12 protein-coding genes are annotated in these 14,146 nt (G+C 41.2%); 8 read left to right on the top strand and 4 right to left on the bottom strand.

The features are described from left to right. Positions 1 to 39: 39 nt before the first annotated feature. Positions 40 to 543: a DUF5606 domain-containing protein gene (locus tag WC743_RS11465; RefSeq protein WP_373012123.1), complete on the top strand. Its 504-nt coding sequence runs from the start codon at positions 40 to 42 to the stop codon at positions 541 to 543. A gap of 84 nt (positions 544 to 627) precedes the next feature. On the opposite strand, the gene WC743_RS11460 is transcribed toward WC743_RS11465, so the two are convergent. Genes WC743_RS11460 through lpxK form a run of 3 tightly spaced genes read right to left on the bottom strand, consistent with a single transcriptional unit; the run spans position 628 to position 4,578 of the window. Beyond that, positions 628 to 2,736: a putative porin gene (locus WC743_RS11460; RefSeq protein WP_373012122.1), complete on the bottom strand. Its 2,109-nt coding sequence runs from the start codon at positions 2,734 to 2,736 to the stop codon at positions 628 to 630. After that, positions 2,736 to 3,551, bottom strand: coding sequence for a purine-nucleoside phosphorylase (locus WC743_RS11455; RefSeq protein ID WP_373012121.1), 816 nt, complete (start codon positions 3,549 to 3,551; stop codon positions 2,736 to 2,738). Before WC743_RS11455 ends, WC743_RS11460 begins: the two co-directional genes overlap by 1 nt. Further along, complete coding sequence (lpxK, locus tag WC743_RS11450; protein ID WP_373012120.1) at positions 3,523 to 4,578, bottom strand: tetraacyldisaccharide 4'-kinase; 1,056 nt, start codon at positions 4,576 to 4,578, stop codon at positions 3,523 to 3,525. The genes WC743_RS11455 and lpxK overlap by 29 nt, the downstream gene beginning before the upstream one ends. 120 nt (positions 4,579 to 4,698) lie before the next feature. On the opposite strand from lpxK, the gene WC743_RS11445 reads away from it, so the two are divergent. Beyond that, positions 4,699 to 5,607 (top strand): serine hydrolase, encoded by a 909-nt coding sequence (locus tag WC743_RS11445; RefSeq protein ID WP_373012119.1) that lies wholly within the window; start codon positions 4,699 to 4,701, stop codon positions 5,605 to 5,607. 1 nt (position 5,608) lies between these two features. On the opposite strand, the gene WC743_RS11440 is transcribed toward WC743_RS11445, so the two are convergent. After that, positions 5,609 to 6,097 (bottom strand): VOC family protein, encoded by a 489-nt coding sequence (locus WC743_RS11440; protein WP_373012118.1) that lies wholly within the window; start codon positions 6,095 to 6,097, stop codon positions 5,609 to 5,611. 164 nt (positions 6,098 to 6,261) lie between these two features. On the opposite strand from WC743_RS11440, the gene WC743_RS11435 reads away from it, so the two are divergent. The 6 genes from WC743_RS11435 (at position 6,262) to WC743_RS11410 (ending at position 14,096) form a co-directional block, all read left to right on the top strand. Beyond that, positions 6,262 to 8,988 (top strand): outer membrane beta-barrel protein, encoded by a 2,727-nt coding sequence (locus WC743_RS11435; protein WP_373012117.1) that lies wholly within the window; start codon positions 6,262 to 6,264, stop codon positions 8,986 to 8,988. Positions 8,989 to 9,090: 102 nt separating this feature from the next. Further along, a complete protein-coding gene (yihA, locus tag WC743_RS11430; RefSeq protein WP_373012115.1) occupies positions 9,091 to 9,720 on the top strand; it encodes a ribosome biogenesis GTP-binding protein YihA/YsxC in 630 nt (209 codons plus the stop codon). Between the two features lie 58 nt (positions 9,721 to 9,778). Continuing rightward, positions 9,779 to 10,633 carry a UbiA-like polyprenyltransferase gene (locus WC743_RS11425; protein WP_373012114.1) on the top strand — a complete coding sequence of 285 codons (855 nt, stop codon included), beginning with the start codon at positions 9,779 to 9,781 and terminating at the stop codon, positions 10,631 to 10,633. Next, entirely contained in the window at positions 10,621 to 11,232 is a 612-nt protein-coding gene (locus tag WC743_RS11420; protein WP_373012113.1) for a Crp/Fnr family transcriptional regulator, read from the top strand. The genes WC743_RS11425 and WC743_RS11420 overlap by 13 nt, the downstream gene beginning before the upstream one ends. Before the next feature lie 89 nt (positions 11,233 to 11,321). After that, positions 11,322 to 12,251: an NAD-dependent epimerase/dehydratase family protein gene (locus WC743_RS11415; RefSeq protein WP_373012112.1), complete on the top strand. Its 930-nt coding sequence runs from the start codon at positions 11,322 to 11,324 to the stop codon at positions 12,249 to 12,251. A gap of 144 nt (positions 12,252 to 12,395) precedes the next feature. Continuing rightward, positions 12,396 to 14,096 carry a M3 family oligoendopeptidase gene (locus WC743_RS11410; RefSeq protein WP_373012111.1) on the top strand — a complete coding sequence of 567 codons (1,701 nt, stop codon included), beginning with the start codon at positions 12,396 to 12,398 and terminating at the stop codon, positions 14,094 to 14,096. Positions 14,097 to 14,146: the final 50 nt, after the last annotated feature.

The following is a 14,146-nucleotide window of genomic DNA, read 5'->3' as shown; positions in this document are numbered from 1 at the left end:
CACTCACCCAATCAACTTAATCAACCAATAACATAAAAAATGAATTTACAGGGAATTGTTGCGGTATCAGGTAAGCCGGGTTTATGGAAAGCGCTTGCGCAAAACAAAACCGGTTACGTATTAGAAAGCCTTGACGCGCAAAAAACAAAGCTGATAGCAAATCTTTCAACCGCTAAGCTGGCGGCTTTGAACGAGATAACTATTTTTGGGCTGGAAGATGATATTAAACTAACGGATGTTTTTGAACGCATGAAAGCGGCCGATAACATTCCAACTGCTAAGGACGATGGTAAAAAATTGCGTGAGTTTTTTTATACCGTTGCGCCAGACCATGACGAAGAAAAGGTTTATGCATCTGACATGAAAAAGATCATTACCTGGTTTCAGCAATTAAAGGATATGCCTTTGTTTAGCGAAGAATTACCGGCAGCACCGGTAGCTGAAGAGGCTATACCAGAACCTGTAAAAGAAGCTGCACCTGCTGCAGAACCTGCCGCTGCCCCAAAAGCAAAAGCTAAAAAGGCCGTTGCTAAAAAAGCATAAACTAACGTTTTTTATAAAATATTAAGCCCCGGTAGATTTTCTATCGGGGCTTTGTTTATTTAATTATATTACCTCTTCAGAGGCTTAGTTATAAAACGTCCAGGCTACACCAAATTTAATAACCGCATCCATTTGCGGATACCGGTTTACAGTGTAAAACCCTTTGCTGAAAAGGCCCTGGTTCACATAGTCATACTGCAGGAAAATATTGGTGCGCTGTAATGTCCCTTTAAAAAAGATGCTTGCTATTGGATATGAAGAAAAAGTAACATCCTTGCCATTATAGAACTGGCCCACACCAACCGCGTATGACGGCGCCAAATATGATGTATTGTAACGCACCGTTGCCCCTATCTGTGATTTTAGTACAAACAGCATCGTATTATAATATAAGCTACTATAGGTATAAACCTCCGGCGTACGCAAAATGCCCTTGTTGTCTGTTTTTTGGTAAACCACGTAGTTATCAAAATTGAACTTTTTAAAAGCCAGATTTTTACCCACACTTATCTTAAGCATATTTATTGCCGGCGTGTATTGGCTTGGAGTTGCATCAATACCCCCGGGTTGAGATTTAAAATACAGGTAATCGGTCACTAAAAAGTACTCTGCTTTAAGGTCAAGCTTTAACGCGTCGTTCAAATAATTGAAGCTTAAGCTGGTTATTTTTTGATTATTGAAATTACTATTGTTAAAAATATAATGGTTGGATATCCAATTAGTATAAACCAACGGCGGCGAACTGCTTTGCAAATAGGCTTCTAATATTATTTTGCCCGCCTTACGGCCACCTGCAAGGGTAAGCTTTGCATCGTACAGTAAATCGCCAAAATCGCGGCCTTGTATTATCTGGTGCAGATCGCCCTCCAGGTTTATCCTGTCGCTAAAGCGATAACCCAATTTTGCTTTTAAGGTGATATTTTGCAAGGTTGAATTCTGCACCCTTACCTGTCGCATTTCTTTCCGGCCAAAATCATTTAATACACTATCACTTACAAACTGACTGTATTTATAAAAGTCCTGCGTTAACCCAAGATCAAGCTTTAACTCGTTCTTAACGTATTTTACAGATTTCCCCCTCAAATAAAAACTATAGGTAAAATCATTTTGTATGTGCAAAACATTCAACGAATCTCTTGACCGGTTTGCACTGAAATAATAATCAGGGAATACATTGTAAGTGTCAAGATCGTTCTGCAGATAATTGTATTTGCGCTGATTATAATAAAATGTATAGGCAACCCGCTGTGTAGGCAAAACGCTGGTGCTGCCGGTAGATTTTTTCATGCTATCAATATGGCCTATGTAGTAAAACTGTTTAATGTAAATACCGTTATTTTTCCAGTTAGCAAGACTGCTGCGCAGCCTTACCGGTTCAGTAGTCTTGCTAACAGGGCCTACAGAGCTGGTAAATACGCTATCGTTTAGTATAGATCCTGTTTCAGGGGCCTTTAAAGTGTTAAATATTACGTTAGCCAATAAATTATATCGCTTATTGGTTGAGTGGTACCAGTTAAACACCGCAATGTTAATATCGCTCACGTTTTGTGCAAGCACATTGTTGTTACTGTAATACCCCCTTGAGCCATTAAAATTCATCATTAAGCCTACATTCCAGTTGGGCTTAACATTTTGAGTGTGCAGTACCTTAAATAATGATTCCTTTGTACCGCCAAGCGTATTTGATAAGGAGAGCAATGTATAAGGGACTCGCGCATTAAAATAACTGATATCCTGCGGATTGAGCAGATAAGCATCAAGGCTATGCTGGCCTTCATCAAAACCAATTGTTTTACGTGGATTAAAGAGCAGATCGCGCTGGGCAACACCCAGATATCCGAGGCTTATTTTAGGGTTGCGCGGTTGTGATAGCACACTGTAATTCTCAAAGTTGACCAAGCCGGTATCCAGCGGGAACAACTGAGTGCTGTCGCTCAATAAACGCTCATTGGTTATTTTTATATACTTGGAATTAAACTCGATCGAATCTTTCTTGTCTTCTGCACGCTTACGTACCGAATCAAGATTCTGAGAAGGCTCCCGGCTCCTGTTTTTTAGTGTATCCCTACTGTAAACGGGCTGTTGTTGTTGCTGCCCCGGATAAGTAGGATTACCCGGAATTACTTGCGCAAACACGGACTGCACAGCCGTACAGATCAATAATATTAATAAGTATTTAAGCTTGTGCGCCATTAAAGCCCTGCAATAAGTTCCTTAAGTATCATAGTCATTTTTGGTTCTGCCTCGTGGGCCACAGCCAATATATCTTCAACCGAAACAGGGTTCAAAATTTCAGGGAAACCCTCATCAGTTAAAACTGAAACCGCAAATACCGGCAAGCCCATGTGGTTGGCCACAATAACTTCGGGTACGGTGCTCATGCCTACTGCATCGCCACCAATTATCCGCAGATATCTGTATTCGGCACGGGTTTCCAGGTTTGGCCCTGTTACAGCTACATAAACTCCCTTATGGCAGGTAATATTGTTTGCTGCCGCTATCTTAAGTGCTTTATCTATGAGGTGCTTTTTATAAGGCTGGCTCATATCCGGAAAACGCGGCCCCAGTTCAGAATCATTACGGCCAACTAACGGGTTAAGCGGCTGTAAGTTGATATGATCATCTATCACCATCAGGTCGCCTTTTTTAAAAGCGGGATTAAGCGATCCGCTGGCATTTGATACAAAAAGCGTTTGTATCCCCAGCATTTTCATTACCCTAACCGGCAGGGTAATTTGCTGCATGGTATAGCCCTCATAATAATGCAGGCGGCCTTGCATGGCTACAACCTTTTTACCGGCAAGTGTACCAAATATCAATTTACCCGAATGAAACTCAAGTGTAGACATTGGAAAATCAGGTATATTGGAATACATTAGTTGTTTCTCTACCTCAATCTCATTCACTAAAGCGCCCAGGCCGGTACCTAAAATAATACCTGCTTCGGGTATAAAATCGCCTATGCGGCTCTTAATATAATTAGTTGTGTTTTGTATGCTCTCTAACATAATTTATTACTGAATGGTTAAACTGCTGCTGCCCGTTATTTAAAAATTTTACACCTATCGGCATCACCCAAACGGGCAGTTGTGCTACAGCGGCAGTAAGGCCATGTACCCCTAAACGCTGCGCATCCTTTTCTGTTGTGATGATGATTTTTTTTTGTGCTGAACAGGCAGCAAACTCACCGGCAAGTTTAGTGATATTTTTTAAGCTAAACTGATGATGATCGGGATAATTGTGATGGATGAGCTGTGTTGTATAGTTTTTTAAATGCAGTACCAGCGGCTTTGGATTGGCTATACCTGTAAGCAAAAACACAGTTGTATCATGATCAATAACATAATTAACCGGCTTGCCCTCCAGATCTTGCAATGGCTGGTAATTTATGGAACTAAAAAATAACGGCTGCCAGTTTAACGGCTCAATCCGGTCATAACATTCGGTTAATTGTTGCTCGGTAATCCCTGGCGGGCATTTGGTAACCATCATTACATCGGCACGCCACCGGCCGCTAAAAGGTTCACGCAGGTTGCCGGCGGGTAAAAGTAAATGCGTTTGCTGTAAATGGTAATAATCAAACAATAAAATACTGAAACCCGGTTTAACTGCCCGGTGCTGAAACGCATCATCAAGGATGATCAGAGCATGATCAGTTTTAAGCCGGTTGATCCCTGCTACCCTATCTTCACATACAGCAACCGTTACATCTTTAAATTTATGCTTAAACTGAGATGGTTCATCACCTACATCAGCTGCAGATGTAGTTTCGGTAGCAATTAAAAAACCCTGAGTGTTTCGCCCGTATCCCCTGCTCAGGATGGCCGTTTTATCGGTATCTTTTAACAGGTGTACCAAATATTCTGTCATTGGGCTTTTGCCTGCACCGCCAACTTCCAGGTTACCTATGCATATTACCGGTAGCTCAAATTTATGGCTCTTAAATAAACCCGTATCATAAAACCAGTTGCGGATGATAACAACCAACCCATACACAATTGAAAACGGAAATAATAGCCAGCGCAGGTATTTCATATAAGGCTATAAAGATATAAAAAGGGTAATTAATAAAGCGTCATTACGGTATGCGGAAGCATTCATGTATAAAGATTTCTAAAAAGTTCCCTAACTTAGTTTCAGCTACTAAAACCCTCTATGAAATATATCTTATCCATCCTCTTTTTCCTTACAAGCCTTACCACCTTCGCTCAAACAGATAAAAAGTTAAGTACCCAATTACAAAATGTAGTAAAAGGGTTTAATGGAAAGGTTGGTATTTATGTGCAAAATTTAAAAACAGGCAAAACAGCAGCCATTAATGCGGATAGCTTGTTCCCCACTGCCAGCATGATAAAAGTGAGCATATTAACCGGATTAATGGACAAGATTGAGAAGGGCGAATTAAAATACAATCAAAAGCTTGTTTACCGCGATTCGCTGCTGTACGCCGGTGAGGATATTTTAGGATCATTCAAGGATAAAGATACCATCCAATTAAGCAAAGTTGCCATGCTGATGATTACCATGAGTGATAACACCGCTAGCTTGTGGCTGCAAAAACTGGTTGATGGCGCGTACATTAACACATGGCTGGAGCAAAACGGCTTTAAAGTTCTGCGGGTAAATTCAAGAGTTACAGGGCGGGGAGATATCAGGAAGATATATGGCTGGGGCGTTAGTACACCGTATGAAATGGCTCGTTTATTCACGCTCATCCGCCAGGGAAAAGTAGTTAGCGAAGCGGCCAGCGAGCGCATGTCCCGCATGCTTAACCGGATCTATTGGGACGAAAAAGCATTATCACAGATCCCGCCTTATGTGCAGGCAATATCTAAACAAGGTGCTGTTGATGCCGCTAAATCTGAAACTGTTTTGGTGAATGCACCACATGGCGATTACGTGTTTTCTATAATGACAAATAATAACAAAGACCAGCGCTGGACACCGGATAACGAAGCATCTGTACTAATCAAAAAGGTCTCGGCATTGTTATGGCATTATTATGAGCCCGGCAGCAAGTGGCAACCAGCCGCGGGGGTTGATAAATATATGCTGAACGAGTAGCTTATTTTAATAAAGCCAGCAACCCCGGAATATCCAGCTGACGGGTATACATGGTAAGATTGCCGCTCTCATCTGTAGGCCATTTGTCGCGCGGGCGGTCCCAGTATAATTCAACGCCGTTTTGGTCAGGGTCGTTCAGGTAAATAGCTTCTGATACCCCATGATCTGCCGCGCCGGTAATATCATATTTAGCATCAATAAGCCGCTGTAGTATAGCCGCCAGGTCTCTACGCTCGGGGTATAATATTGCGGTATGGAATAGGCCCGGTGCATGTTCAGGAGCGGGTGACGCGCCTTTGCTATGCCATGTATTTAAGCCTATATGGTGATGATAGCCTCCTGCCGAAATAAACGCCGCCTGATCGCCATACATAGTCATCAGTTCAAAACCCAGCAAATCGCAATAAAAGGCCAGTGATCTTTGCAGGTCGCTCACTTTTAAATGTACATGGCCTATCCGGGTTTGGTTGGGTATTTTATAATTGCTCATATAGTTGCATGTTTAAACATTCAAATTTAACACTGTTGATCTACAAGCGTGTGACCCCATTGTAATTTTATTGTTAGATACCTAATGAATGGTCAAAAGGGTTGAATTAATCAAAACATTTTATACATTTTTAAGGCAGTGTTTTAGCCCCCCTTATCATCTGCATGTATAAATTTTTGCTACTGCCCGCTTTACTGTTTTTAACATTTACCCTCCGGGCCCAAAACAAAACTGTTATTAAAGGCAAGGTAATAGATTCCCTTAACAATACCCCAATAGAATTTGCTACCGTGGCGGTGTTAGACAACCGGGACACCACGACAAATTTGCTGTCATACACCATTACGGATAAGAATGGGGCCTTTAATCTGCACAACATCCCAAAAGAGATCCCTGTTAAAATATTTATATCATTTGTGGCTTACCAGCCTTATCGTAAGATCGTCACTCTTGATAAAACAGAAACACTTGACCTGGGCATTATTCACCTAAACCCAAAAGAGCTGCAACAGGTAACCATAACAGGTGAGCGTATCCCAATTGTGATACGTAAAGATACTATTGAATTTAATGCCGAGGCATTTAAAGTACGGCCCAATGCAGTAGTGCAGGACCTGCTTAAAAAACTACCCGGCATTGAAGTAGCTAATGATGGCAACATAACAGTAATGGGTAAAGACGTTACAAAAATATTAGTTGATGGAAAGGAGTTTTTTGGATCGGACCTGCGGATAGCATCCAAAAACCTGGATGCGGATATGATAGCCAGGGTTCAGGTTTATGATGACCGGGAGAATGATCCTGACCATTTGCTGCCAGACTCAAAAGTAAATAAGATCATCAACCTTAAATTTAAGAGGGCTTTAAAGAAAAGCATTTTTGGAAAAGTTTATGGTGGTTTAGGCACACAGGACCATTACCAAACTGGTGGCTTATTCAATATGTTTAGGGATACTTTACAAGTAAGCGTTTTAGGGTCATCAAATGATTTAAATAATACGGGGTTTGATTATAACGACCTGTACTCGTCCGGAGGGCTAAACCGTGGCGGCGAGGCTTTTTCGCGCGGAGGGATTGCGTTTGGCGGAGGTGGCAACGGCAAGCAAACCGCTACAAACGGCGGCATTAATATCAATACCGATTATGGGAAAAAGCTCAAAGTAAATTTAGCCTACCTATATAAAAACAACAGATCACAGTATAATACACTTACCAACAGACAACAATTTTTAAATGATACCACCGCTGTAACCGGCTCGGCAAGTAACCGTGCAAATACCAATAGCGCCCACTCCATAAGTGGCACGGTAGTTTGGAAACCTAACGATAAAACGCAAATAAGGTACGCGCCTTATGTAAATATTTACACAGATGGTGGCACTACGGCCAACAGCAGTAATAGTTATAGCAACTTTATAAATCCCATAAGTAACTCTGTTAACAGCGGAAGTTCGTCGGGTAATTATTTTCAGTTCCAGCAATCCTTTAACTATAATCATCAGCTTAAAAAGAAAGGTGCTTCTGTAAATATTGATCACAGCATTACAATTAATCCTGGTAACAGCACCAATTTTGAAAACACCGACTACGTTTCTTATATAACCAATTTCCCATCCTATTCATTCCGCCAGCGGGGCGATAATGATATGAAGAATACCGCCGTTAACCTCTCCGGAAGTTTCAGATACCCTGTTAGTAAAATTATAGCCGCCGATATTAATGCCGGTGCCTCTTACAATAATGAGCTAAATAAAGTCTCTACTTACGATTATAATCCCGTAACAGGCCAGTATGATAGCTTTTTACTTGTAAAAAGCAGCGACCTCAACCGCAATAAATGGACACAAACCATCACGCCAGGCATTACACTTAATTTGCCTAAGAACATCAATCTGGTAGCGCATTTAACCACCCAGTTCCAACAGGTAAATAACATTTTTAATCGGAATGTTGCTGATATTGATCAGCAGTATTTTTTCCTGCTGCCAAGTGTAAACTTAAATATCAAAGGCTTTTCAACAGGTTATAACAGAAGCGCACAGTTGCCAAATATTGGCGATATGATCCCTTATTCGGTTGTGTATAGCCCTTCGTATTCGGTAACGGGTAACCCTAACCTTAAACCAACAACACGTAATAATTTTGATATCGGTTATTCAAAATATAATTTCCAGAAAGGTATCAGCTACAATTTAAGGGGAAGCGCTTCATTTGAACAAAGCAGCATATTCAGGCAGCGTACGCTGGATGCACAACTGGCCGAAACAAGTACACCTATAAACCGTGATGGCCGGTATAATTTTAATATTAGCAGCTATATTAATAAGCAATTTAAAAAACAGAGCGACCTGCATTTTAGTGCGGCAACCAGTTTTAACCTATCAAAAGGCCATGACTTTTTTGTATTGAATTACCGCGATGGTTACCAAAACTCGTACAGAGGGAGTATCTCTGAGCGTTTCTCCCTTAACTATAAGGACATTGTAGAGCTTGATCCTCAATATTCTTTAAGTCGGGTTTATACCACCTATACCGGGGTAGATTATAATAGTCAGAATTATATTACCCATAGCGCAGATGCGCACTTCAATATTTTTTTGCCGGTAAAAATGAATGTAGAAGGTAATTATACATATAATTACAATCCCCTGGTGCCCACAGGGTTTCAAAAAAGCAGCAACCTGCTTAGTCTGAGTATGGCGCATCAGTTCCTGAAAAAAGATCGCGGCGAGATCAAGCTCTCCTGTTACGACATCTTAAACCAAAACATCAATACTTACCGATACATTAACGAAAACTCCATTACAGATACCCAATCGCAAATTATTAAGCGGTACTTTATGCTAACCCTGCAATTTAAGTTCAATAAATCAACCGTTAAGGGTAGCTGATAAGTAACTCAAGAGCGGCTCCGGTATAAACTTCCCAGGCGGCAGATTTTAGAGCCGATGTGCAATTTAGCTGGTTAAGTTGCAAATCACTACCTTTGCAGAATGATCATAAAATCTGCCGAATTTATTTGCAGCAATACCCAGATCTCCAAACTACCGCCACCCACAAAGCCGGAATATGCTTTCATTGGGCGGTCAAACGTTGGGAAGTCATCGCTGATAAATATGCTTGTCCAAAAAAAGGGCCTGGCCAAAACATCTCAAACGCCGGGTAAAACGCAGCTGATCAACCATTTTTATGTAAACGAAACCTGGTATATTGTTGATTTACCGGGTTATGGTTATGCACGTGCATCTAAAAGCAAAAAGGCCGACTGGAACAAATTCATACAAACCTACCTTGATAAGCGCGAAAGCCTCCAATGTGTAATGGTTTTAATTGACAGCCGCTTAGAACCGCAAAAGATAGATCTTGAGTTTTGCATTTGGCTGGGCGAAAAAGGCTTGCCCTTTGCACTGATATTTACCAAGGCCGATAAGCAATCGAGTATTAAAACAGACCAGAACATTGCCAAGTTTCGCAAGGCTATTTTAGACATGTTTGAAGAAGCTCCCCAACATTTTGTAACTTCTGCCGAAACCATGTTTGGCCGTGACGAAGTGCTGGCATTTATAAGCAAAGTTAACCAGGGTTTTGAAATACCCGAGTTTGATAAAGAGAGATATAGTTAAAATTGTACAGCGGTGAAACACACCCCTTACCCCTCTCAAGAGGGGATTTGAAATTAAAATGAAAAAATATTTATCATTAGTAACCTTTTCGCATACCATATTTGCCATGCCATTTGCCTTTATAGGCTTCTTTTTGGCAGTAACCACTACCGATCATAAATTCGAGTGGCAAAAATTGGTAATGATGATCTTGTGCATGGTGCTGGCACGTAACTCAGCCATGGCGTTTAACCGCTATCTGGATAGGAATATTGACGCCAAAAATCCGCGCACAAAATTAAGGGATATACCTGCAGGGAGGATCAGCCCCGCGGCGGCGCTAACCTTTACTTTGACCAATTGCGCTTTGTTTATTTTGGTTACGTGGTTCATTAATCCACTGTGCTTTTATTTGTCGCCTGTTGCACTTATTGTGGTATTGGGTTATAGTGCTACTAAAAGATTTACGGCTCTTTGCCACATGGTTTTGGGTTTAGGATTATCGTTAGCCCCAATTGGCGCTTACCTGGTTGTAACCGGTGCTTTTGCTCCTACTCCACTATTTTTCTCGCTATCGGTACTATGCTGGGTTAGCGGCTTTGATATTATTTATGCCCTACAGGATGAAGACTTTGACCGTGACGAAAAGTTGCACTCCATACCAGCCTGGTTAGGTAAAGTAAATGCATTAAGATTATCTACAGTGCTGCACGTTTTTTCTGCGTTATTTATAATAATGCCGGTATTTTATACCAATGTAGGCTTGTTGTATTATATCGGCATTTTCTTTTTCTGCTCGATGCTGATCTATCAGCATATGCTGGTAAAACCAAATGATTTGAGCAGGGTTAATATTGCTTTCATGACAACTAATGGTATAGCAAGCGTTGTATTTGCGGCCTTTTTTTTACTTGACAGGGTATGGATGCGTTAACATCGGCACAACTTAATGCTTTCAGGAAAGGCCTTGAACCCTACGTTATTTTTAACGAGGCCGAATGGATAGTTTTTATCCAACATATTTCAATTAAATCTTACAAAAAGAAACAGTTTTTTGCCGAAGCCGGCAAAGTTTGCAATTACTTTGGCTTTGTATTAGCTGGTTCGGTACGGTATTATCATATTATTAATGGCAACGATATTACCGGGTACTTCAGCTTCGAGAACGAATTTGTAAGCTCTTACAAAAGCTTTTTAACCGGCGAGCCTGGTATAAACTACATACAGGCATTGGAACCAACACAGATCATCCTTATCAGCAAAAAAGATATGGAATTGGTGCTGGCTAATCCTATGCTCGCCTACAAAATGGAGCGCTTTGGCCGTCTTTTAGCAGAGCACTATTTGATCTGTTATGAGGACCGCATTACTTCTTTCATCACCCAAACACCCGAAGAGCGTTACCTCAAACTCCTTGAAACCGGTCGTGATATTTTGCAACGGATGCCACAGCATTACATAGCCAACTTTTTAGGCATAACACCGGTTTCGTTATCACGGATCAGAAAGAGGATATTAGTAGATCATAAGTAATTTCGAAATAAAAGAAATTCTTATCTTAAGTTAACGTTTTGATTCTCAAAGCGGCTATACATTTGTATCATAAACAAAACGAAAAAATTATGCATACTATATTAGGAGCCGGCGGTCCGGTAGCAAATGCACTAAGCCGCGAATTGATAAACAATAACGAAACCATTCGCCTGGTTAGCCGCAGGCCTGTAAAAATTACCGGCGATAATATCACCTGGAAAAAGGCCGATCTGCTAAATTACGATGAAGTGCTGGAAGCAGCCCGTGGCTCAAAAGTAATATACCTTTGCGCCGGGTTGGTTTATGATAAAGACATTTGGCGCGAACAGTGGCCGGTAATTATCCAAAATGTAATAAACGTAACGAAGGAGACCAAGGCCCGTCTTATATTTTTCGATAATGTGTATATGTACGGCCTGGTTAATGGCCCCATGACCGAGCAAACGCCCTATAAGCCAAGCAGTGTAAAAGGTGAGATCCGTGCGGGGATAGCCAATAAAATCATGGACGAAGTAAAAGCGGGCAACATACATGCGATTATTGCCCGTGCCCCTGATTTTTATGGTACCGATAGTCAGAATAGTTTTTTTGATATAATGGTGCTTGATAAATATGCCAAAAAACAAAACGCCCAATGGATAGGCAACCCAAAAGTTAAACACAATTTTATTTACATACCTGATGCGGGCAAAGCTATGTTCCTGCTGGGCCAATCACCAGAGAGTGATAACCAAATCTGGCACCTGCCTACCGCACCCGTTAAAACAGGTAAGGAATTTATTGAACTGGCAGCAAGCATTTATGGTGTTAAGCCAAAATTTATGGCTATTAACAAAATTATGCTGTGGTTAGTGGGCCTGTTTCAAAAAGTAGTAGCCGGCACGGTTGAGATGTATTACCAGTACGATCATGACTACAACTTCAATTCGGACAAGTTTGAAAAAGCATTCAACTTTAAGCCTACATCATATGAAGATGGAATAAAGCACATGTCTGAGACTAATTATAAGAAACAATAGCTTACTATTTTCAGGTACTTTGTAAGTCCGGAAGATTAGTCTTCGGACTTTTCTTTTTCTTAAGCCATTTTTTATTCTTACAGACTTCCAGACTTTCTGACGTGCGGACTAATATGCATATTTGCATATCTACATTTATAAACCATGATACACAAAAAGACAAGAACATATATCCCTGCCGATCTTGAAATTAAATGGGAAACACTGGAACCTATTTATAAAGAGTTGTTGAACCGCCCTATCAATTCTGTTAAGGAACTGGAACAATGGCTTAAAGATGGCAGCGAATTACAGGCTGCTTTAGAAGAAGATTTTGCATGGCGCTATATCCGCATGACCTGCGATACCAATAGCGAAGAACTACTACAAAGCTTTCAGTATTTTGCTACAGAGATAGAGCCAAAAACCGCGCCCTACAATAACGACCTGAATAAAAAGCTGGTGAACAACGACTATGTTAGCCAGCTGAGCGAAGAGAAATATTACATAATGCTGCGCAGTGTTAAGAAGTCACTGGAGCTTTTCAGGGAAGAAAATATTCCATTACAAACTGAGATACAGGTTGAGCAGCAAAAATACCAGTCAATAACCGGTTCTATGTCGGTGCATATTGGCGATAAGGAATACACGCTTGAGCAGGCATCGGTATTTTTAAAAGATACAGACCGCAGCAAAAGACAGGAAGCCTGGGGAAAAATTACAGAACGCCGCCTGCGGGATAAAACTTTGTTAGATACACTGTTTGATCACCTGCGTGCTTTACGCCATAAAGTTGCACTAAACGCAGGCTTTGAAAACTTTAGGGATTATATGTTCCAGGCGCTGGGCAGGTTTGATTATACCCCGCAGGATTGCTACGCTTTCCATGCCGCTATTGAAACCGAGATAGTACCTATCCTACGCGAGCAGGCCGCCAAACGCAAAGAGGCCTTAGGTGTTGATGCTCTTAAACCCTGGGATATGGATGTGGATATATCTGGCAAACCAGCCTTAAAACCATTTAACAGCGGTGCCGAACTGGTAGAGAAATCTATTCAGTGCTTTAGCAACATTAACCGTTATTTAGGCGAGCGCTTAGAGATCATGAAAGAGAACAACCTGTTTGATGTGGAGAGCCGCAAAGGTAAAGCACCGGGCGGTTACAACTATCCATTATCAGAAACGGGTGCGCCTTTTATATTTATGAACTCGGCCAATACTTTTCGTGACCTTACTACTATGGTACACGAAGGTGGCCATGCGGTACATACTTTTTTAACCGCCGACCTGGAGCTGAATGACTTTAAACATTGCCCAAGTGAAGTAGCCGAGCTGGCATCCATGTCAATGGAATTGATATCTATGGATAACTGGGATGTTTATTTTGACAACAAGGAAGACCTGAAACGTGCCAAACGCGATCAGTTGTTTGATGTGTTAAAGACTTTGCCATGGGTAGCAGTTGTTGACCAGTTTCAGCATTGGATATATACCAATCCTGACCATACTGATGCAGAACGTACCGAGGCATGGTTAAAAATATACGAGCCCTTTGGTGCAGGCTTTGCCGATTGGAGCGAACACCCTGAAGCAGAACGGAATCTTTGGCAAAAACAACTGCATATTTTTGAGGTACCATTCTATTACATAGAATATGGCATGGCCCAGTTAGGCGCTATTGCCGTTTGGAAAAACTATAAGGAAAACCCTGAGAAAGGCCTGCAGCAATATATGGATGCCTTAAAACTGGGTTACACCAAAACCATTACTGAAATTTACGAAACCGCCGGCATTAAGTTTGATTTTAGTGCAGGCTACGTAAAAGAACTGGCTGAATTTGTAAAAGCCGAAATGGATAAGATATAATTTTCATTCCAACCCTCTCCAAAATGGAGAGGGTTGTTTGTTTACTGCTG

The organism is Mucilaginibacter sp. (assembly GCF_041660805.1).
Taxonomy (GTDB): Bacteria; Bacteroidota; Bacteroidia; order Sphingobacteriales; family Sphingobacteriaceae; genus Mucilaginibacter.
The sequence above is the reverse complement of the archived record's forward strand: the minus strand, read 5'-3'. Positions and strand labels throughout refer to the sequence as shown.

Coding starts and splice junctions, on each gene's coding strand:
- lpxK (WP_373012120.1), bottom strand. CDS start 4,578: ATGAAATACCTGCGCTGGCTATTATTTCCGTTTTCAATTGTGTATGGG.
- WC743_RS11455 (WP_373012121.1), bottom strand. CDS start 3,551: ATGTTAGAGAGCATACAAAACACAACTAATTATATTAAGAGCCGCATA.
- WC743_RS11425 (WP_373012114.1), top strand. CDS start 9,779: ATGAAAAAATATTTATCATTAGTAACCTTTTCGCATACCATATTTGCC.
- yihA (WP_373012115.1), top strand. CDS start 9,091: ATGATCATAAAATCTGCCGAATTTATTTGCAGCAATACCCAGATCTCC.
- WC743_RS11445 (WP_373012119.1), top strand. CDS start 4,699: ATGAAATATATCTTATCCATCCTCTTTTTCCTTACAAGCCTTACCACC.
- WC743_RS11415 (WP_373012112.1), top strand. CDS start 11,322: ATGCATACTATATTAGGAGCCGGCGGTCCGGTAGCAAATGCACTAAGC.
- WC743_RS11465 (WP_373012123.1), top strand. CDS start 40: ATGAATTTACAGGGAATTGTTGCGGTATCAGGTAAGCCGGGTTTATGG.
- WC743_RS11435 (WP_373012117.1), top strand. CDS start 6,262: ATGTATAAATTTTTGCTACTGCCCGCTTTACTGTTTTTAACATTTACC.
- WC743_RS11460 (WP_373012122.1), bottom strand. CDS start 2,736: ATGGCGCACAAGCTTAAATACTTATTAATATTATTGATCTGTACGGCT.
- WC743_RS11410 (WP_373012111.1), top strand. CDS start 12,396: ATGATACACAAAAAGACAAGAACATATATCCCTGCCGATCTTGAAATT.
- WC743_RS11440 (WP_373012118.1), bottom strand. CDS start 6,097: ATGAGCAATTATAAAATACCCAACCAAACCCGGATAGGCCATGTACAT.
- WC743_RS11420 (WP_373012113.1), top strand. CDS start 10,621: ATGGATGCGTTAACATCGGCACAACTTAATGCTTTCAGGAAAGGCCTT.